Origin of the sequence: Thioclava sp. IC9 (genome assembly GCF_002213225.1) — a bacterium.
Taxonomy (GTDB): domain Bacteria; phylum Pseudomonadota; class Alphaproteobacteria; order Rhodobacterales; family Rhodobacteraceae; genus Thioclava; species Thioclava nitratireducens.
This window is the reverse complement of sequence record NZ_NBNX01000003.1, coordinates 177,338-197,492: the sequence shown is the minus strand read 5'-3', so window position 1 is coordinate 197,492 and position 20,155 is coordinate 177,338. Positions and strand designations below refer to the sequence as shown.

General features: G+C 64.3%; 20 protein-coding genes. 10 read left to right on the top strand and 10 right to left on the bottom strand.

Annotation, left to right across the window (positions count from 1 at the left end):
- Window positions 1-50: 50 nt before the first annotated feature.
- Window positions 51-989: a sulfate adenylyltransferase subunit CysD gene (cysD, locus tag B6V76_RS09455; protein WP_075774335.1), complete on the bottom strand. Its 939-nt coding sequence runs from the start codon at window positions 987-989 to the stop codon at window positions 51-53.
- Window positions 990-1,069: 80 nt separating this feature from the next.
- Between cysD and B6V76_RS09450 the strand changes: the two genes are divergently transcribed.
- Entirely contained in the window at window positions 1,070-2,047 is a 978-nt protein-coding gene (locus B6V76_RS09450) for a helix-turn-helix transcriptional regulator (protein WP_141104906.1), read from the top strand.
- Here the strand turns inward: B6V76_RS09450 and B6V76_RS09445 are convergent.
- From B6V76_RS09445 to hemN, 5 genes are all read right to left on the bottom strand, one after another.
- Window positions 2,044-2,793, bottom strand: coding sequence for a sulfite exporter TauE/SafE family protein (locus B6V76_RS09445; RefSeq protein ID WP_088727293.1), 750 nt, complete (start codon window positions 2,791-2,793; stop codon window positions 2,044-2,046). The two genes, B6V76_RS09450 and B6V76_RS09445, sit on opposite strands and share 4 nt — an antisense overlap.
- Before the next feature lie 12 nt (window positions 2,794-2,805).
- On the bottom strand, window positions 2,806-3,798 hold the full coding sequence (locus B6V76_RS09440) for an MDR family oxidoreductase (protein ID WP_088727292.1): 993 nt from the start codon (window positions 3,796-3,798) through the stop codon (window positions 2,806-2,808).
- An 11-nt stretch (window positions 3,799-3,809) separates the two neighbouring features.
- Window positions 3,810-4,439, bottom strand: a complete 630-nt coding sequence (locus B6V76_RS09435; protein ID WP_088727291.1) for a TetR/AcrR family transcriptional regulator — start codon at window positions 4,437-4,439, stop codon at window positions 3,810-3,812.
- A 31-nt stretch (window positions 4,440-4,470) separates the two neighbouring features.
- Window positions 4,471-4,644: a DUF2256 domain-containing protein gene (locus B6V76_RS09430; RefSeq protein WP_206184202.1), complete on the bottom strand. Its 174-nt coding sequence runs from the start codon at window positions 4,642-4,644 to the stop codon at window positions 4,471-4,473.
- Window positions 4,645-4,742: 98 nt separating this feature from the next.
- Window positions 4,743-6,098, bottom strand: coding sequence for an oxygen-independent coproporphyrinogen III oxidase (gene hemN, locus B6V76_RS09425; protein WP_088725679.1), 1,356 nt, complete (start codon window positions 6,096-6,098; stop codon window positions 4,743-4,745).
- Between the two features lie 60 nt (window positions 6,099-6,158).
- On the opposite strand from hemN, the gene B6V76_RS09420 reads away from it, so the two are divergent.
- Window positions 6,159-6,905 carry a Crp/Fnr family transcriptional regulator gene (locus B6V76_RS09420; protein ID WP_075774153.1) on the top strand — a complete coding sequence of 249 codons (747 nt, stop codon included), beginning with the start codon at window positions 6,159-6,161 and terminating at the stop codon, window positions 6,903-6,905.
- Window positions 6,906-6,917: 12 nt separating this feature from the next.
- On the opposite strand, the gene B6V76_RS09415 is transcribed toward B6V76_RS09420, so the two are convergent.
- The gene (locus B6V76_RS09415) at window positions 6,918-7,328 is read right to left on the bottom strand and encodes a hypothetical protein (protein ID WP_088727290.1); all 411 of its coding nucleotides are present in this window, start codon (window positions 7,326-7,328) and stop codon (window positions 6,918-6,920) included.
- Window positions 7,329-7,708: 380 nt separating this feature from the next.
- The gene (locus B6V76_RS09410) at window positions 7,709-8,548 is read right to left on the bottom strand and encodes a universal stress protein (RefSeq protein ID WP_075774155.1); all 840 of its coding nucleotides are present in this window, start codon (window positions 8,546-8,548) and stop codon (window positions 7,709-7,711) included.
- A 263-nt stretch (window positions 8,549-8,811) separates the two neighbouring features.
- On the opposite strand from B6V76_RS09410, the gene ccoN reads away from it, so the two are divergent.
- From ccoN to ccoS, 8 genes are all read left to right on the top strand, one after another.
- A complete protein-coding gene (gene ccoN, locus B6V76_RS09405; protein WP_075774156.1) occupies window positions 8,812-10,416 on the top strand; it encodes a cytochrome-c oxidase, cbb3-type subunit I in 1,605 nt (534 codons plus the stop codon).
- Window positions 10,417-10,427: 11 nt separating this feature from the next.
- A complete protein-coding gene (gene ccoO / locus B6V76_RS09400; protein WP_075774157.1) occupies window positions 10,428-11,156 on the top strand; it encodes a cytochrome-c oxidase, cbb3-type subunit II in 729 nt (242 codons plus the stop codon).
- Window positions 11,157-11,169: 13 nt separating this feature from the next.
- Window positions 11,170-11,370 (top strand): cbb3-type cytochrome c oxidase subunit 3, encoded by a 201-nt coding sequence (locus B6V76_RS09395; protein WP_075774158.1) that lies wholly within the window; start codon window positions 11,170-11,172, stop codon window positions 11,368-11,370.
- Window positions 11,371-11,401: 31 nt separating this feature from the next.
- On the top strand, window positions 11,402-12,286 hold the full coding sequence (ccoP, locus tag B6V76_RS09390; protein ID WP_088722400.1) for a cytochrome-c oxidase, cbb3-type subunit III: 885 nt from the start codon (window positions 11,402-11,404) through the stop codon (window positions 12,284-12,286).
- Window positions 12,287-12,866: 580 nt separating this feature from the next.
- A complete protein-coding gene (ccoG, locus tag B6V76_RS09385; protein WP_088725681.1) occupies window positions 12,867-14,315 on the top strand; it encodes a cytochrome c oxidase accessory protein CcoG in 1,449 nt (482 codons plus the stop codon).
- The gene (locus B6V76_RS09380; RefSeq protein ID WP_075774161.1) at window positions 14,312-14,776 is read left to right on the top strand and encodes a FixH family protein; all 465 of its coding nucleotides are present in this window, start codon (window positions 14,312-14,314) and stop codon (window positions 14,774-14,776) included. Before ccoG ends, B6V76_RS09380 begins: the two co-directional genes overlap by 4 nt.
- A 4-nt stretch (window positions 14,777-14,780) precedes the next feature.
- Window positions 14,781-17,006, top strand: a complete 2,226-nt coding sequence (locus tag B6V76_RS09375) for a cation-translocating P-type ATPase (RefSeq protein WP_088727289.1) — start codon at window positions 14,781-14,783, stop codon at window positions 17,004-17,006.
- A 12-nt stretch (window positions 17,007-17,018) separates the two neighbouring features.
- Window positions 17,019-17,180, top strand: a complete 162-nt coding sequence (ccoS, locus tag B6V76_RS09370; RefSeq protein WP_075774163.1) for a cbb3-type cytochrome oxidase assembly protein CcoS — start codon at window positions 17,019-17,021, stop codon at window positions 17,178-17,180.
- A 192-nt stretch (window positions 17,181-17,372) separates the two neighbouring features.
- Here ccoS and B6V76_RS09365 read toward each other — a convergent pair whose 3' ends face one another.
- Together B6V76_RS09365 and B6V76_RS09360 are read right to left on the bottom strand one after the other, a co-directional pair.
- Window positions 17,373-19,178, bottom strand: coding sequence for a D-alanyl-D-alanine carboxypeptidase family protein (locus B6V76_RS09365; RefSeq protein WP_088727459.1), 1,806 nt, complete (start codon window positions 19,176-19,178; stop codon window positions 17,373-17,375).
- A gap of 270 nt (window positions 19,179-19,448) precedes the next feature.
- Window positions 19,449-20,147: an HAD family hydrolase gene (locus B6V76_RS09360; RefSeq protein WP_088727288.1), complete on the bottom strand. Its 699-nt coding sequence runs from the start codon at window positions 20,145-20,147 to the stop codon at window positions 19,449-19,451.
- Window positions 20,148-20,155 lie beyond the last annotated feature (8 nt).

Sequence of the window (20,155 nt, the reverse complement as noted above, 5' to 3'; positions counted from 1 at the left end):
ACCTGATAGGGTGGAAATGAAGGCGCGCGTGCGGCTCGGGAGGGGAGGGCTCAGAAATAGCCTTCCTGCTTTTTCTTCTCCATCGAGGCGCTCTGATCGTGGTCGATCGCGCGGCCCTGACGCTCGGAGGTGGTGGTCAGCAGCATTTCCTGAATGACTTCCGGAAGGGTCTGCGCTTCGCTCTCGACGGCGCCGGTCAGCGGGTAGCAGCCCAGAGTGCGGAAGCGGACCGAGCGCATCACCGGCTCCTCGCCGTCGCGCAGCGGGAAGCGGTCGTCGTCGACCATCAGGATCAGCCCGTCGCGTTCCACCGTCGGACGCGGGGCCGAAAAATAGAGCGGGACGATTTCGATCCCTTCGAGGTGGATATATTGCCAGATGTCCAGCTCGGTCCAGTTCGAGATCGGGAAGACGCGGACGCTCTCGCCCTTCGCTTTCTTGGCGTTGTAGAGACGCCAGAGCTCGGGGCGCTGGTTCTTCGGATCCCAGCGATGATTGGCCGAGCGGAACGAGAACACGCGTTCCTTCGCGCGGGATTTCTCCTCGTCGCGGCGCGCGCCGCCGAAGGCCACGTCGAAGCCGTGCTTGTCCAGAGCCTGTTTCAGACCTTCTGTCTTCCACATGTCGGTATGCAGCGAGCCGTGATCGAACGGGTTGATCCCCTTGGCCTTCGCCTCGGGGTTCTGGTGCACGATCAGCTCCATCCCCGCATCCTTCGCGGCCTTGTCGCGCAGGTTGTACATCGCCTGGAATTTCCACGTCGTGTCGACATGCATCAGCGGGAAGGGCGGCGGCGACGGATAGAAGGCCTTCTTCGCGAGATGCAGCATCACCGCGCTGTCCTTGCCGACGGAATAGAGCATGACCGGATTGTCGGCTTCGGCCACGACTTCGCGCAGGATGTGAATGCTTTCGGCTTCGAGCCGCTGCAGGTGAGTCAGGGTCTTGTTCATGCGGGAGGTCTCTGTCTGATCGCGGTTTTCCGAGATATAGGCGGCGGGTTTTGCTGGATAACCCCCCAAATGGGGGGTAAATTCGGCTTATGTTGGGGCAGTCCGAGAACACACTGTTGATCAATGCGCTCTTCGCGGCGGCGAGCGAGGCGGGAAAGGCTGGCTGGGTGCGCTTTCTCGAGCGGCTCTGTTCGGTCGCCCATGCCGAGGGTGCGGCGGTGCAGATTCTCGCGCCCGAGTGGGAGGGCGCGGGCTGGCAGGTCGGCAGGATCGCCTTGCCGGACGCCGCGCGACTCCACCCGATGCGACTGGATCGTGTCTATTCGCAGATCGACCTGCCGGGTGAAGTGGCGTGGCCCGAACCGCTCCGGGCGCTGAAGGTCGCGGCAGGGGGGGCGGGGCGCGTGGTGCTGATGATCGCGCGCCCGAACCGGGATTTCCGCGCGGCGGAGGCGTTGGCCCTCTCGACGCTCGCGCCGCATCTGGGGCAGGCGGTGATGATACGCGAGGCGCTGGGCGGCGAGCGGGCGCGAGCCGCGCGCGATGCCGAGGCCACGGCGGCGCTCGGCGCGGGGTGGTTGGTCCTGACGCCCGCGGGTACGGTGCTGGAATTCGATCCGCGCGTAGCGGCGGAATTCGATGCGGGAGGTTGGCTGCGGCTGCGCATCGGCGCGCGCCCGGAATTCGCCGATCCCGACGCCGCGCTGCGCTTTCGGCAGAGCCTCGCGAAACTCGGGGAAGGCGGGGAGGTCGTCCGGCCGATCCCGCTTGGCCCTGAGGGGCAGGGCGTGCTCCGACTCGCGCCGGGGCGATGGCGGGGCAGTCCTGCACTGATCGGACATCTGCGCGCCATGCCGCTGGCTGAGGCGCTGCCGGTCGCGCGTGTCGCGGGGGCGCTAGATCTCAACCGGTCCGAGGCGCGGCTCGCGGCGCTTCTATGCGATGGGGCGAGCCTGCGCGAGGCGGCCGAGCGGCTTGGCTGGACGCTGGAGACCGCGCGCTCGACCTCAAAGCAGATCTATGCCCGCGCCGGGGTCAGCGGTCAGACGGGACTGTTGCGCAAGATGTTCGGCTCGGCGCTCTGGCTGGGTTAGCCGCGTACGAAGAAAACCGCCGCCATCACCAGCCCGACCGCAATGATGAAGCCGCGCAGCAGCGCCATATTGGTGATCCGCTTTGACAGATGCGCGCCCAGGTAGCCGCCGACGGCGCTCGCGATGCCCAGCACCAGAACCGCCTGCCAGTCGATCAGCCCCGCCACCGCGTAGGTTACGACCGAGACCAGCGACAGCACGGCCGAGACGAGGTTCTTCAGGCCGTTCATCGCATGCAGATCGGTGAAGCCAATCAGGCCGAGCGCGGCGAGCAGCATGATCCCGAGCCCGCCGTTGAAATAGCCGCCGTAGACCGTCACCGCGAGTAGCAGGGCGAAGGCGGACACGGCGCCCATCGTGCGGCCAGAGCGTTGCAGCGCCTTCAGCAGCATCGGCCCGAAGGCAAACGCCGCCGTCGCCAGCAGCAGAAGCCACGGCACCACGCCGGCGAACAGTTTTTCGGGCGTGATCAGCAGCAGGAGCGCGCCGAGGAACCCGCCCGCGACGGCGGCGATCAGGATCGTGCGCAGCGCCATCGGCCCCTTGTGGCGCAGCTCGTGACGGAAGGCCCAGGCGCTCGACAGATAGCCGGGCAGGGCCGCCAGCGTCGCGGTGGCATTGGCGGTGATCGGCGGCACGCCGGTCCAGACAAGCGCGGGGAAGGACAAGAACGTCCCGCCGCCCGCGACCGCATTCAAAGCGCCCGCCGCGAGACCGGCGAGCGCGAGGATCAGGAAGGATAGCATTTCTTACCGTAGTCAGCCGAGGTCAGGTGCGACCGGAACGACGATCCGCCCGCGAACCTTTCCATCGAGGAATTTCGGCGCGGTTGCAATCACTTCGTCCAAGGCGACTTCCATCTCCATAGCGGCGAGCTTCTCCATGTCGAGATCGGCAGCCAGACGACGCCATGCTTCGACGCGATCCTCGATCGGGCACATCACGCTGTCGACGCCTGCGAGCGTCACGCCGCGCAGGATGAAGGGCGCGACCGAGGTCGGCAGGTTCATCGAACCCGCGAGACCACAGGCTGCGACGGTGCCGCGATAGGCCATCATCGACAGAACATTGGCCAACACCTCACCGCCGACCACGTCGACCGCACCGGCCCAGCGTTCCTTGTTCAGCGGGCGCGGCTTGCCAGAGACGTCCTCGCGCGGAACGATCGACGATGCGCCGAGGCGCTTGAGGTAATCTTCCTCTTCCGGGCGCCCGGTAACGGCAGCCACTTTATAGCCGAGCTTGCCCAGAAGAGCGATCGCGACGCTACCCACGCCGCCGGTCGCTCCGGTAACGACGATCTCGCCGCTCTCGGGCATCACGCCATGCGCCTCGAGCGCCATCACGCAGAGCATCGCCGTGTAGCCCGCAGTGCCGATCGCCATTGCCTGACGCAACGAGATGCCGTCGGGCAGTTTCACCAGCCACTCGCCTTTCAGATGGGCGCGCTCTGCCAGCCCGCCCCAGTGTTTCTCGCCCACGCCCCAGCCGTTGAGCACGACCCGGTCGCCCTTGGCGAAATCGGGATGCTTGCTGGTCGCGACGATGCCGGAGCAGTCGATGCCCGGCACCATCGGGAAGCTGCGCACCACGGGGCCCGCGCCGGTGATCGCCAGTGCGTCCTTGTAGTTCATCGTCGAGTAGGCGACGTCGACCGCCACCTCGCCCTCTGCCAGATCGGGCAGGTCGATATCCTTGAGCGCGGCGCTCTGAGTCTCTTCGGGTTTCTCGATCAGGATGGCTTTGACCATGGGGTATCCTTTCAGCTTCGGGCGAGTCGCAGGAAGCCGTCGGTGAAACGGCGCAGCGGCTCGGGGTTGCGTTGAAGTTTCGTGCGCAGAACCGCGCCTTCCCAGCCGGTCCAGAACAGTTCTGCGAGTGCTTCGGGGTCGTGATCGGCGCCGATTTCGCCCGCCATTTGCGCGTCACGCAGGCACGATACGGTAAGGTTTTGCCAGCGCTCGAACACCGCGATCAGGCGGCTGCGGAACTCTTCGGGCAGGCTGCCCATCTCCTGACCGAGATTGCCGATCAGGCAGCCACGGCGGAAGTCGAACCGCGCCATGCCCGCCTCCGCTTCTTCGGTGAAGGCGGTGAGCCGGGAGAGTGGGGTGATGTCCGTGCGGTTGAAGGCGCGGCGCAGCTTGTCTTCGAAATAGGCGTCATAGGCGTCGATGAGCGCCGCGCCAAACGCCGCTTTCGTCGGGAAGTAGTGGTAGAAGCTGCCCTTGGTGACACCGGCAGCGGCGGTGATCTCTTCGAGAGCGACGCTTGCGTAGCCGCGCTCGGTCAATTGGGCGAGCCCTGCCTGGATCAGCGCCTTGCGGGCGTCCTGATCCTCGGGCTTGCGGCGCGGGCGGCCGCGGCGCGCGGGGGCTGGAGTAACGGTCATATAGAATTAACATACCATACGGTATGTAAAATCAACCGCCGCGAATGTCCCCCCTCGCCAGTGCGGCCTTTGCCGAGCGGCGGCAGCGATCGGAACAGTAGCGCACGCTCTCCCAGTCACGGGCCCACTTTTTGCGCCACGCGAAGGGGCGGCCACAGCTGGCGCAGAGCTTTGTCGGCAGGTCGGATTTGCGGCGCATCTTCATGCAATTCGATACGCGGCGGACGCGTGGCCGGATGACCGCCGGCCAAAGGAAAAGGGGCCGCGCGCGGCGACCCCTCCCTCGTCCCTCTTCCCCGGCGATCAGATCGCCGAACTATGCCCGGCTTTCGACAGATCGTAAGCATCGAAATGGCGCGCGATCATGCGGGTGAGCGGGCGCGCCTTCGCCGGAATGCGCAGCCCGTCTGCGTTCACCTGAACCATGTCGCCGAAATGCTCCGCGCAGGCGGCGAACATTGCGGCGAGTTCCTTCGGATCGGCGCCGTAATCCCGCACCAGCTCTGCCGCTTTCACTTCAAAATCGCACATCAGCGCCTCGATCAGCCGCGCGCGCATCTTGTCATCCGCAGTGAAGCGGTGCCCGCGCGAGGTCGAGAAGCGATCCGCCCGGATCGCAGCTGTATGGGCTGAAGTAGCTGGCGCGTTCTGTGCATAGCCTTGCGGGAAGCGCGAGATCGAGGACGCTCCGAGCCCGACCAGCGCCTCGGCCTGATCGTCGGTATAGCCTTGGAAATTGCGCCGCAACTGACCTCCCTTCTGAGCGGTCGAGAGCCCGTCGGTCGGCAGCGCGAAATGGTCGATTCCGATCTCGTCATAACCATCGGCCACGAACAACTCGCGCGCCACCTCGAACAGCTTCAGGCGCTCTTGCGGGGTGGGCAGATGGTCTGATGGGATCATCGTTTGGCGGCGCGCCATCCACGGCACATGCGCGTAGCCGTAGAGCGCCACGCGATCGGGGCCGAGCGACAGCAGCTTTTGCACCGAGGCCGCGATTTTCGTCGGTGTCTGGTAAGGCAGACCGTAGAGGATATCGGCGTTGAGGCTCGCGACATCGCGTTCGCGAATCATGTCGACCGCAGCTTTGGTTACCTCATAGCTCTGGTCGCGCCCGATCACGCCCTGAATCTGCGGGTCGAAATCCTGCACCCCGATCGAGGCGCGGTTCATACCCGACTCGGCGAGCGCGTCGAGGCGGGCGGCGTCGATTTCGTTGGGGTCGATCTCGACCGAGAATTCCGCGCCTTCGCCCATCGGTACCACGTCGAAGACCGCATCGGCGAGGCGGCGCATCATGTCCGGGGGCATCAGCGTCGGCGTGCCGCCGCCCCAATGCAGACGCGACAGCGTGACGCCGGGCGCCAGGCGCTCCTTGAAGAGGCGCAGCTCGGCCAGCAGCGTCTCGGCATAGGCGCGGACCGGTTCCTCGCTTTGCGTGCCTTGCGTGCGGCAGGCGCAGAACCAGCAGAGCCGACGACAAAACGGCACGTGCATGTAGAGCGAAATCGACGCGCCTTCGGGGATCGCCTCGATCCAATGCGCGAATTCCATGGGGCCGACATCGCCCGCGAAATGGGGGGCGGTGGGGTAGCTCGTATAGCGGGGCACCCGTGCGTCGAAGAGTCCGAGTCGGGTAAGTTGCGATTCCTGTTCCATGCGCGTATCTTTAGAGATAACACGCGCGACAGAATTTGACCCAGATCAAGCAATATCCATATGGCACATGATGACGTTCAGCCTGCTTCGCTCGCATGCGGAGACTGCCCGATCCAACATCGCGCGGTCTGTGCGCGATGTGACGCGGAGGAGCTCGAGCAGCTTGAGAAGATCAAATATTACCGAAGCTTCGAAGCGGGGCAGACGATCATCTGGGCGGGCGACCAGATGGATTTCGTGGCCTCGGTCGTCTCAGGGATCGCGACGCTGACGCAAACGCTAGAAGACGGACGTACGCAGATGGTGGGCCTGTTGCTGCCCTCGGATTTCGTGGGGCGCCCCGGGCGCACCCGTGCCGCGTATAACGTGACCGCGACGACCGACATCCTGATGTGCTGTTTCCGCCGCAAGCCCTTCGAGGAAATGATGGAGCGCACGCCCCATATCGCGCAGCGCCTGTTGCAGATGACGCTCGACGAGCTGGACGCCGCGCGCGAATGGATGCTGCTGCTGGGCCGCAAGACCGCGCGCGAGAAGATCGCCTCGCTCCTGTCGATCGTGGCGCGGCGTGATGCCTCGATCAACATGAGCCCCAGCGCCCGGCAGATGGTGTTCGATCTGCCGCTGACGCGCGAAGCGATGGCCGATTACCTTGGCCTCACGCTAGAGACGGTGAGTCGTCAGATGTCCGCGCTGAAACGCGACGGGGTGATCGAACTGCAGGGTAAGCGCCACGTCACCGTGCCGGACATGGATCGGCTGCTGCTTGAGGCGGGCGATGACAGCGACGGCGGTTTCCTTATCTGAGCATACGTCCGGTCAGGGGGATACGCACTGCCGATAGGTGAGTGGCTTCATTCCGCTCTGCGAGATATCCTGACGCGAAAGGTAGATGCCGGTGCTCGAAAGGGTGAGCACGATATCGCGCTGCCATTTCTGCCCTTCGCCGGTGAAATTCCACGTGGCCCGAACCACGCGATCGGTCGCGCTGTCGATTTCTGCCAACTTGGCTTGCGACTCGTAGAATTTCAGGCTGTCCGGCTTCACCACCATCAGGCCTTTGTTGTCATCGCGTGAGGCGTCGCAATCGGCCTTTGTCAGCCCCCAGCGTCCGACCATCCCCTCCGGCAGTGTCTTCGGCATCGTCCCGTCCTGTTTCGGCGTCATCTCCTGACAGGCAGACAGCAGGGCGAGGCTGGCGAGAAGGGTGGGAAGAATATGGCGGGTCATTGTGGGCTCCGGTCTTTCGTCAGCCAGCCAACCCGCCAGCGCGGCCGGAGTTCCGTGCCGGACACAGATGTCGCGAGAAGGTCGTTATTTCGCACGCGTTCCGTCGCGGTTTGGACATTGTCGTAAGGTAAACGGAAGGAGGCTGCAGCGGGGAAGGGTTATGCGTATCCCGTTTACTTGTGTCTTTCTCGTTGTCGCCCCGGGCCCGAGTGTTGCCAACCGTATTGCAGAGAATGGCGCAATGCTCGGGTCTGTTCCACGACATCCGCGAAAGCAAGTCCGACGCCGCGCGGGCAACGGGAAGGGCGTCGGGATCGGTCCCGAGTGACGAAAAACGGCGCCCCGAGAGGCGCCGTCGACAGTCTTGAAAGGCGGCGCGCTCAATGCGCCATGATCACCGGAACCTCGGCCATCTCGAGCATGTGGCGCGTCGCGCCGCCCAGGATCGCTTCGCGGAATCGCGAATGGCCGTAAGCCCCCATCACCACCGCATCGGCGTCGCTGTCGCTGATATGGCGGTTGAGCACGTCCGACACGCGCGGCATCGTCTTGGCGAGCACCGAAACCTCGGCGTGGACGCCGTGACGCGAGAGCATCTGGCTGAGTTGGCCGCCCGGATCCGAGCGCTCGGGCCCATGCGCGGGCGGGTCGATCACGGTGATGTCGACCAGATCGGCGGATTTCAGGACGGGCAGGGCGGCCCGCACGGCGCGCATCGCTTCGTGCGACTGGTTCCACGCGATCACGACGCGCTTGGCAGGCATGTCGCCGTTATACCCGTCGGGTACGATCGCGACCGGAACCTGGCCCTCGAAGAGCGCGGCTTCGACTGCGGCCTCGATCTCCGGGCCGCGGCCCTCGCCATAGGGGCGGCCCATCACGACCAGATCGGCAAAGCGGGCGCGCTGCCCGACGACGGTAGCCATCGCCCCGATCTGCGAGACGACCGCATCGACGCCCCAGCGAATGTCTTCGGCTTCGAGGCGCGCGCGCACCGCGGCTTCCGCGTTGCGTGCGTCGTCTTGCGCGCGATCCATCGTTTCCTGTTGTACGAAGGCGGTCGCCCCCGCGTAGTAATATCCGGTTTGCGTGCGATCCACACCGAGGCAGAGCACGTCTAGGTGGGCGTCGCGCCGTCGGGCGACGGCCACGGCCGTGTCGATTTGTGTCGCGGCCGCCTTGGGATCCGTGACGATCGTGAGAAGTGTCTTGTAAGCCATGGGTCCTGTCCTTGCGCCATAAGCGATTAAGCATGTGAGACCAAAGCCTAACCCGAAGAGATCGGCCGCACTTTGACTCGGATCAAGAGACGTGATTGTCAGATCACAGAACTGCGACCGAATGGCGCAGTTCGATCGCGAGCATTTGATGCAGATCAAGGCATCGTGCATACCCTCGGACCACAAGGACTCCAGTCAGGCCCAGGAGGATTCTCGGTTCAAGAGAGTGCCGCAGGGGCAGACCAGACGAAGGGACGCACAAAATGTGGGATTATATCAAGCTGATCGCGCTTGGTCTTGTGGCGGTTCTGGCCGCCATTGCGGCCGGCTACGCGCGCGATCTTGCCTATCAGGTGAATGCTGTCGAGGTCATGCTGGCCGCGGCCATCGCGTTCATCTGGGTGCTTCGCACCATGGGGAGCCGCCAGCCGGTGGCTCACAACGAGTATTTCGACGGCGTGGTTCGCGCCGGGGTGATCGCGACGACCTTCTGGGGTGTCGTGGGCTTCCTGGTCGCCGTCATCATCGCTTTCCAGCTGGCCTATCCGGCGCTCAACTTCGAATGGGCGCAGGGCTACCTGAACTTCGGCAAGCTGCGCCCGCTGCACACCTCGGCGGTGATCTTCGCCTTCGGTGGCAACGCGCTGATCGCATCGTCGTTCTACGTGGTGCAGCGCACCTCGGCAGCGCGGCTGTTCGGCGGCAACGCGCTGGGCTGGTTCGTGTTCTGGGGCTATAACCTGTTCATCGTGCTCGCCGCGTCCGGCTACATCCTCGGCGCAACGCAGTCGAAGGAATATGCCGAGCCGGAATGGTATGTCGATATCTGGCTGACGATCGTCTGGGTCGCCTATCTGGTTGTCTTCCTCGGCACGATCTTCAAGCGCAAGGAACCCCATATCTACGTCGCCAACTGGTTCTACCTGTCCTTCATCGTGACCATCGCGATGCTGCATATCGTGAACAACCTGTCGATCCCGGTCTCGCTCTTCGGATCGAAGTCGGTGCAGGTCTTCTCGGGCGTGCAGGACGCGATGACGCAGTGGTGGTACGGCCACAATGCGGTGGGTTTCTTCCTGACCGCGGGCTTCCTCGGCATGATGTATTACTTCGTCCCGAAGCAGGCTGAACGTCCGGTCTATTCCTACAAGCTGTCGATCGTGCACTTCTGGGCGCTGATCTTCCTGTACATCTGGGCCGGTCCGCACCACTTGCACTACACGGCGCTGCCCGACTGGGCTTCGACGCTGGGCATGACCTTCTCGGTGATCCTGTGGATGCCTTCCTGGGGTGGCATGATCAACGGTCTGATGACGCTCTCGGGCGCATGGGACAAGCTGCGCACCGATCCGATCATCCGAATGATGGTGGTGTCGGTCGGCTTCTACGGCATGTCGACCTTCGAAGGCCCGATGATGTCGATCAAGGCGGTGAACTCGCTGTCGCACTACACCGACTGGACGATCGGTCACGTGCACTCGGGCGCGCTCGGCTGGAACGGCATGATCACCTTCGGCACGCTCTACTTCCTCGTGCCGCGTCTGTGGGCGCGTGAAGGGCTCTACTCGCTGAAACTGGTCAGCTGGCACTTCTGGCTCTCCACCATCGGGATCGTGCTCTATGCCGCGTCGATGTGGGTCGCCGGGATCATGCAGGGCCTGATGTGGCGCGAAACGGACAGCCAGGGCTTCCTCGTGAACGCCTTCGCCGACACCGTGGCCGCCATGCATCCGATGTTCGTGGTCCGTGGTCTGGGTGGTGTGCTCTACCTCACGGGTGGCATCATCATGGCCTACAATCTGTGGATGACCGTCGCTCGTCAGCCGCGCGTGGAATCGCGTTCGGTTGCCGCCGTGCCGGCTGAATAAGGAGGAGATCAATGGGACTTCTCGACAAACACGGCGTCCTTGAAAAGAACGCCACGCTCCTGCTGATCTTTGCCTTCCTGGTCGTCACGATCGGCGGCATCGTGGAGATCGCGCCGCTCTTCTACCTCGAAAACACCATCGAGGACGTGGACGGCATGCGTCCCTACACCCCGCTGGAGCTTACCGGGCGCGACATCTACATCCGTGAGGGCTGCTATGTCTGCCACTCGCAGATGATCCGCCCGATGCGCGACGAAGTGGAGCGTTACGGCCATTACTCGCTGGCAGCGGAGTCGCAATACGACCACCCGTTCCAGTGGGGTTCGAAGCGGACGGGGCCTGACCTCGCCCGCGTCGGCGGCCGCTACTCGGACGCCTGGCATGTGGATCACCTGACCAACCCGCAGTCGGTCGTGCCGGAATCGGTGATGCCGAAATACGGCTTCCTGCTCAATCGCATGGTCGATTCCAAGCATATCGACGAGCGGATCGCGACCGATGCGATGGTGGGTGTGCCCTACACGTCGGACATGATCGAGAACGCCAAGGCGGACTTCGCGGCCCAGGCCGATCCGAACAGCGACACCGACGGTCTGCTGGAGCGCTATCCCAACGCGGTGAACGTCCGCAACTTCGACGGTCGCCCGGGCATTTCCGAGATGGACGCGCTGGTGGCCTATCTGCAGGTGCTCGGCACCATGGTCGACTTCTCGACCTTCGAACCCGTGGCCAGCCGGTAAGGGGGGCTGATCAATGGACTATCATATCTTCAGGGAATTCGCGGACAGCTGGTTTCTGATCTTCATGTTCGTCTTCTTCCTGGCCGTCGTCGTCTGGGTCTTCCGGCCCGGCGCGCGCAAGACCTACGAAGATACGTCCGAGATTCCCTTCCGGTACGAAGACAAACCCGCCAATGCCTCGGAGGCCGGCGAGAGCCGGTCCTCCAAGGACTGACGGCGCCACGTTGTAAGGAGGCGTGGAAAACATGAGCAAGAGACCAAGCAAGCAAAAGCACGAGGTCGAGACCACGGGACACTCGTGGGACGGCATCGAGGAATACAACAACCCGCTGCCCAAATGGTGGCTGTGGACCTTCTATGCCTGCGTCATCTGGGGGATCGGTTACTCGATCGCGATGCCGGCATGGCCGATCTTCAAATCCGGCGCGACGCCGGGGATTCTGGGCTCCTCGACCCGCGCGAACGTGCAGGCCGAGATCGACAAGGTCGCCGCGGCGAACAAGCCGATCCAGGAGAAGCTCGTCTCGGTCGATCTCAACGAGATTTCGAACGATCCCGAGCTGAAGAACTACACCCAGAACGCGGGCGCCGCGGTGTTCCGCACCTGGTGCGCGCAATGTCACGGTGCGGGCGCGGGCGGCAACCCGAAGCACGGCTATCCGAACCTTCTCGACAGCGCATGGCTGTGGGGCGGCACGATGGAGGACATCCATTTCACCGTGACCCACGGCATCCGCAACGAGACGGACCCGGAAGGCGAGGCGCGGTTCTCGCAGATGCCGGCCTTCGGGAAAGATGGTCTTCTCGAGCCCGAGCAGATCGATCAGGTCGTGCAATATGTCCGCAAGATTTCGGACCAGGAACATGACGAGGCGATGGCTGCGGAAGGCGAGACGATCTTCGCGGATAACTGCGCAGCCTGTCACGGTGAGAATGGCAAAGGCGACAACACCATGGGTGCGCCGAACCTCACCGATGCCGTCTGGCTCTATGGCGGTGACGTCGACACGCTGACCTACACGGTTACCAATGCCCGCTTCGGCGTGATGCCGAACTGGAACGAGCGTCTCTCGGAAGCGGATATCCGCGCCGTCGCGGCCTACGTTCACAGCTTGGGCGGCGGCCAGTAACGGTCGAAAACAAGAGAGATCCCGCGGGGCTTCGGTCTGGCGGGCCGCACCGGCACCCCGTCCTGTTCGCGCGTTTCCTGGGGGTGCCGGTGCCCAATTCCAGAGGGCCCCTTCGCGGGCCCTCTCGTCTGTCGAGGGTTACCTGCTGCCTAAGTTGGGGGGCGTTCCCGGGCAAAACAAGCGCCGTGCCAGCCGTTGCACGCCGTTGTGACCTCGCCGCGATGCCCGGGATACTTCTGCGCGAAGCGCTGGGTGGCGGACCGGGGAGGCCGGCGGGGGTGCGACCACGTTGGTCCGGGGCGAACGAAATGTCGCGGCCGGGCGGTGCGGCTTCCGTTTGAAGACAGCGCGCAAAAGCGCTATTACACGGGAACGCGACCGGGCGTGAGGCGACCGGCGCAACGCCACCTGATGTCGTGGCTTTTCAAGCAGGCAGCATATGCCGATGACGAGTGAAAACACCAACCAGTGACGATTTCCTGTATGGGAGACCTGTCTTTTTGACGCAGGTCAAAGTCTTCACGACTGTGTCATACCAGAAGAACCGTTGACGCAGAATGATTTATGAACGGAGAGAGTCGTGAGCTCCACCGAACCAGTCGATCCCCCGCCGCTCTACGCCGCCCGCGAGCCGATTTTCCCGCGCCGTGTGCATGGCCAGTTCCGCAACTTGAAATGGGTGTTGATGGCGGTGATGCTCGGCATCTATTACATCACGCCGTGGATTCGCTGGGATCGTGGGCCGGAGCTGCCCGATCAAGCGGTGCTTCTGGACCTCGCGAACCGTCGCTTCTTCTTCTTCATGATCGAAATCTGGCCGCATGAATTCTACTTCGTCGCGGGTCTGCTGATCATGGCCGGTCTGGGGCTGTTCCTGTTCACCTCGGCGCTGGGGCGCGTCTGGTGCGGCTATGCCTGCCCGCAGACCGTCTGGACCGATCTGTTCATCCTCGTCGAGCGCTGGGTCGAGGGCGACCGCAACGCACGTATCCGCCTGCTGCGCCAGAAATGGAACGCCGAGAAGGTCCGCAAGCGGATCACCAAATGGGTGCTCTGGCTTCTGATCGGTGTCGCGACGGGCGGGGCCTGGGTGTTCTATTTCACCGATGCGCCGGCGCTGCTGCACGATCTGTTCACCGGCAGCGCCTCGCCGATCGCTTACACGACGATCGCGGTGGCAACGCTCACGACCTTCGCTTTCGGCGGCTTCGCGCGCGAACAGATTTGCATCTACGCCTGTCCGTGGCCGCGCATTCAGGCCGCGATGATGGACGAAGACACGATCACGATCGCCTATCGCGAATGGCGGGGCGAGCCGCGCGGCAAGCTCAAGAAGGGACAGCACGACCCGACGCAGGGCGATTGCATCGACTGCATGGCTTGTTTCAACGTCTGCCCGATGGGCATCGATATCCGCGATGGCCAACAGCTCGAATGCATCACCTGCGGGTTGTGCATCGACGCCTGCAACGAGGTCATGGACAAGATCGGCAAACCTCGCGGCCTGATCGGCTACATGGCCCTGAAGGACGAAGCGAACGAGCGTTCTGGCAACCCGGTCGTCAATGTCTGGAAGCACATCCTGCGCCCGCGCACCATCCTCTATTTCGCGATGTGGTCGCTGATCGGGGTCGGCCTCGTGGTCGCGCTGTTCATGCGCTCGCCCATCGATTTCAACGTGACCCCGAACCGCGATCCGCTCTTCGTGGTGGAACCGTCGGGCGCGATCCGGAACATCTACACGCTGCGGCTGCGCAACAAGGCGGGCGAGGCGACCGAGTTCAAGGTCTCCGTCAAGGCGCCCGATCCGGCCGACCAGAGCACGCTGAGCGTGTTGCTCGAAGGCCAGGACGGGACCACCGTGACGGTGCCCGCGGATGAAACCATGACCCAAAGGGTCTATATTGTCGCCGATCCCGGTTCGTCCATCGCCACCAGCGAACGCACCGAACTGACGATGTGGATCGAGGACATGACCAATACTGACCGCGTGTCGGAAACGACCGTATTCAACGGAAGGGTACAATGACCGAGATGGCGAAACCGCTGACCGGAAGAAAAGTGCTGATGATCGCGGTGGGCTCCTTCGGGGTGATCATCGCGGTCAACTTTGTCATGGCGTGGCAGGCGATCAGCACGTTTCCCGGCCTCGAGGTCGACAATTCCTATGTCGCCTCGCAGTCCTTCAACGAAGAAAAACGCGCGCAGGATGCGCTTGGCTGGACTGTGTCGCCGGACTATTCCGACGGCAAGCTCAGCTTCGTCATCCGCGACGAGAACGGGTTGCCCGCGCGGGTGGCCGAGTTCAAGGCGCTGGTCGGGCGGACGACCCACGTCCGCGAGGACATGACCCCCGATTTCGACTATGTCGGTGGCATCTTCACCTCCAAGGTCGACCTTGCTCCGGGCGTCTGGCTGGTGCATCTCGACGCGAAAGCCGCAGACGGCACGGAGTTCCGTCAGCGGATCGACCTCTTCGTGAAAGGCTGAACCGATGTCGGTGTCGCCCGCTTCGCCCACACGCAACGAACCGTTCGAAGACGAGCGCGTCTCGGCCTCGGCCTGTCCGGCCTGCATCGCGGCCCCCTCGGCGGAGCAGATGGCGAAATCGGGTGACGTCAAGGGCGCGCGGATCATGCTCTCGCTTCCCACGGCGCATTGCGCGGTCTGCATCACCGATGTCGAGCGCGAGTTGATGAAACAGCCGGGCGTGAAGTCGGCGCGGGTCAACCTGACGCTGAAGCGCGCCTCCGTCGATGCGGCGGGCGATGTCGAACCGGCGGGGCTGATCGCGGCGCTCGACAAGATCGGCTATGAGGCGCACGAGCTTGATCCCGGCATGCTGTCTGCGACCGAGGCCGACAAGCGCGGGCGCGACCTGCTGATGCGGATCGGCGTGTCGGGTTTCGCGATGATGAACATCATGATGCTCTCGATCGCGGTCTGGTCGGGGGCCGAGGATTCGACGCGCGACCTCTTCCACTGGATTTCGGCGGCGATTGCGCTGCCCACCACGATCTTCGCGGGCCAGCCGTTCTTCGCCAATGCCTGGTCTTCCCTGCGCGGCGGGCGTCTGGGAATGGATGTGCCGATCTCGCTCGCGATCCTGCTCGCGCTCGGGATTTCGCTGTTCGAGACGATGCATTCCGGCGCGCATGCCTATTTCGAAGCGGCGACGATGCTCACCTTCTTCCTGCTCGTAGGGCGCTATCTCGATTACCGCACGCGGGCCGTGGCCCGTTCGGCGGCCGAGGAACTGGCCGCGCTGGAAGTACCGCGCGCGACCGTTCTGCGCGACGGCGAGGAAGTCATCGTGCCCGTGGGCGAACTGGCTGTGGGCGACCTGATCCGGGTGCGCCCCGGTGGCCGCATCCCTGCCGATGGCGAAGTGACCGACGGCCAATCCGAGAGCGACCGCTCGCTCCTGACGGGTGAAAGCCTTCCCGTTCAGGTGCTGCCCGGAATGGCGCTCTCCGCCGGCGAAGTGAACCTGACCGGGCCGCTGACCCTGCGCGTGACGGCAGCCGGGCGCGACAGTTCGCTGCACCGCATGGCCGATCTCGTCGCGATGGCCGAGAGTGCGAAGACCAAATACACCTCGCTCGCCGAACGGGCAGCGCGAGCCTATGCACCGATCGTGCATATCCTGTCCTTCACCGCCTTCTGCGCCTGGGCGTGGATCACCGGCGGTGACTTCCGTCTGGCGGTCAATATTGCCGCTGCCGTGCTGATCATCACCTGCCCCTGTGCGCTGGGGCTCGCCGTGCCTGCGGTGGTGACCGCCGCATCGGGCAAGCTGTTCCGCAAGGGGCTGCTGATCAAGGACGGCACCGCGCTGGAGCGTTTGGCCGAGATCGACACGGTCGTCTTCGACAAGACCGGTACGCTGACCATGGGCGCGCCGCGTCCGCAGAACCTCTCCAATCTGTCGCCCGAGGCGCTCTCCGTCGCGATGGCGCTGGCCGAAGGGTCGAGCCACCCGCTCGCCCGCGCGCTGCACGAGGCCGCGGCAGGGCAGGGGGGCGTCCCCGCCACGCTCACCGATCTGCGCGAAGTTCCGGGCTACGGCGTCGAGGGCGTCTGGCAGGGGCAGCGCGTGCGGCTCGGCCGTGCGAACTGGGTCGGTGCCGAGGACGGCACGACCACCGCGACCCATCTCAAGATCGGCGATGCGACCCCGATCTCGATCCGCTTCGCCGACACGCTGCGCACCGGCGCCGAAGAGGCCGTGGCCGGTCTGAAGGCGCAGGGCAAGCAGGTCTGGCTGGTCTCGGGCGATGTCGAAGGGGCGGTGAGCGATCTCGCCGCGCGCCTCGGGATCGAGGCCTACCGCGCCGGCGCCTTGCCTGCCGAGAAAGCGCAGCTGGTAAACGATCTCACCCAACAGGGCCGCCGCGTGCTGATGGTGGGCGATGGGCTGAACGACACCGCCGCGCTGGCCGCGGCCCATGTCTCGGTCTCGCCTGCCTCCGCGCTCGACGCGGCGCGGACGGCTTCGGATATCGTGCTGCTGGGCAAGGACCTCGCGCCGGTTTCCGACGCCGCCTCGATCTCGGTGCGCGCGCGTCGCCGGATCAAGCAGAACTTCGGCATCTCCATCGTCTACAATATCTTCGCCGTGCCGCTGGCGCTGACCGGGCTTGCGACGCCGCTGATGGCGGCGCTCGCCATGTCGGCCAGTTCGATCACGGTGTCGCTCAACTCACTACGCCTGCGCTGAAAGGAGCCCCGCATGGAGGTTCTTCTCTATTCGATTCCGATTTCCCTACTGCTCGGCGGGATTGGCCTCGGGGCGTTTTTCTGGTCGCTCAAGACCAATCAGTATGACGACCCGAAAGGCGATGCCGAGCGCATCCTGTCCGACGAGTTCGACGACCGCCCGAAGCAGGATTGAGTGCACGAAGGGCTCGGAGAAGGGCAGGGGTGATCCCGACAGACTTGCGCCCCCTTCGCCTTGGTTCAAATATCCCCGCCGGAGGCTCCCCCGTGGCGCTCCACGCGGCGGACCGCATGAGGCCCCCGGATAAGAAAAAGCCGCGCTGACCAGGCGCGGCTTTCTCTCTTTGTCCCCGAGGGAGGAAGAATCTCAGGGACCGACCACTTTGCAGTCCATAGCGCGTGCTTCGAGCCTTGCACAGGCCAGTTGCGCCATGTCCTGGGTCATTCCCACGAAATTCGCCTCGTATCCGGTCTTGCGCGTCGCGACCTTGCGCAGTGCTTCGCCCAGTGTGTCGCTTTCCATCAGCGCGGTGGTCAGCATGTGACGCTCCGCCGCGAAGCGCGAACCAAACAGCCCGAGGCTGACGCCCCAGTTGCGCCCGCCCGAGCTGGACACGCGCGCTACCACGCGCGGCTTCTGCGCCGGGCCGGGGGCCGGAGGGGTGAGCGCGGCGAGGATGATCTCGCTCTTGCGCTTCTCGGGAGCTGCGGCCATCTGCGCGGTCTCGGGCTGCGGATCCGTCGACTGCACGAAGCTGGACGGGGCCTTGGCGCCGTTGGCCTTGCCGTTCCCGTCGAGGTCGAGCGTATGCGCCTCGGCCAGCTCGACCGTCTCGGGCTGCGGTTTGGTGGACTGAACGAATTTCGGACCGTCCGACGCGCCGGGATCGTAGGAGGCTAGCTGCACGTCGCTCGGCTTTTCGGTGCCGTCCTGGCCCGCCTTGTCTGCAGCGACAGCGGCGTCATGCGCCTGTGCCTGCGCCAGCGGCGTGGCCTTGGTCACTTCGGCGGGCAGCGACTTGGTCACGTCCGCGATCTGGATGTCGCGCGGGTTGCGCTGCGGGCGGGGGCTTGCGGTGATCTCCGCGCCGATCCCGAGCGTGCCGGCATCGGCGACGACCACGTCCTCCGCGTCTGCCACGCCGTCCTGAGCGCCTTCGGCCACGTCCTCGGGGATATCGGTCACTTCGTCTACCTGATCGGCCTGCACCGCAGCGGCGAGCGCGGTCGAGATTGCATCGCTATCCGCATTGGGCACGGTCGGACGGATATCGGGACGCGGGCTCTTCTTCGGCGCGAGATTCACCATCAGCATCGGCGATTGCGCAGGCGCGATGTATTGCGGGATCGCAGGGCGGATCGTGCGCGCGTGGGCCGGCGCGCGCTTGAAGCCCAGATCCAGCAGATCGGCCATTTTCGCGTTGCGCTGCGCGGTCGAAGTGCCGCCGAAGACGGTCGCGATGATGCGCTTGTCGCCACGCTTCGCGGAGGCGGTCAGGTTGAAGCCCGAGGCCGAGGTGTAGCCGGTCTTGATCCCGTCCGCGCCCTTGTAGGCAGCGAGGAACTTGCGGTTCGTCGAATAGACGGTGCGCACTTTCGCATCCGCCGAGCGGCGCGAGAAGATGTTGTAGTATTGCGGGAAGTCGAAGAACAGGTGGCGGCCCATGATCGTCATGTCATGCGCCGAGGACAGATGGCCCTTGCGGGTCAGGCCGTTGGCGTTGACGAAATGGGTGTTCTTCATGCCCAGCTGCCGGGCGGTGCGGTTCATCCGCGCGGCGAAGCCTTCCTCCGAGCCGCCGATGTAATCGCCGAGAGCTGCGGCGGCGTCATTGGCCGATTTGATTGCGGCGGCGCGGATCAGGTAGCGCACGGCGATCTTCTGGCCGGGACGCAGGCCGAGTCGCGAGGGCGGCTGGCTGGCGGCGTGCTTGGTGACGGTAACGATCGAGTCGAGACTGAACTCGCCATGCTCGATAGCCTGGAAGGTGATGTAGAGCGTCATCATCTTCGTCAGAGAGGCTGGATGCAGTGGCGTATCGGCGTTTTTGGAGTAGAGAACTTCGCCCGATCGCATGTCCATGACCATCGCCGCGTAAGGGGCGGCCTGCGCAGCGATCGGCGCAATGAGTGTCAGAAGGATTACGAATAGCCCATCACGGACCCAGCGCATCAGCGTGGTCACGGCTTCACCTATTTCACTGCCTCAATTTGACCCCTTGTGGTGGTACCGATCTTCGGCCGGTTTCCGGGGTTTATATTAGCGAGAAGCGTAGCACGGCTCTCTCAGGCTGAAAACTCCCTATTTTCAAGCACTTTCACTGCGACATTCATGCAATACCACAATATGTGGTGGGGTCTTTGCGGAAATTCGTCTATCTGTGGTGTTGTGGGTGCACGAAAGCGTGAGGTTAGCGGAGCGTGACGCCACGCAAAGCAGGGCTCAATTCGTGATTTTTGCGATCAGGTCCGGCAGCGCGCCGAGGTCCGGCAATTCCGCGAAGCGCGGATGCGTTGACGGAGCCTCCGCATGCTCGAAGGCCCATGTCAATTCATGGGGCACATGCACGCCCCAGCCGCCTGCCTCGATCATCGGGATCACGTCGGATTTCAGCGAATTCCCCGCCATCAGCCCGTGCTCCGCGCCTTCGGCGTGGCGCGCGAAAATCTCGGCATAGACCGGGGGCTTCTTGTCCGAGACGATCTCGACCGCGTCGAACAGATCGCCGAGGCCCGACTGCGCCAGCTTTCGCTCCTGGTCAATCAGGTCGCCCTTCGTCACCAGCAGGATGCGGTAGTCGTCCGACAGCGCCTCGATCGTCTCGCGCGCGTGCGGCAGCAACTCGATCGGATGCGAGAGCATCTCGCGCCCGGCGGCGAGGATCTCCGACAGGATCGTGGCGGGCACGCGACCCTCGCTCACCTCGATGGCGGTTTCGATCATCGACAGGGTGAAGCCTTTGACGCCAAAGCCATAATGCGTGATGTTGCGACGTTCCGCCGCGATCAGCCGCTCGGCCAGATGATCGGGTTCGGCGTGCTCGCGCAGCAATTCGGTGAAGCGCCCCTGCGTGAGTTTGAAGAAACGCTCGTTGTGCCAAAGCGTGTCATCCGCATCGAAGCCAATCGCCGTCAGCTGCATCGTCCCGC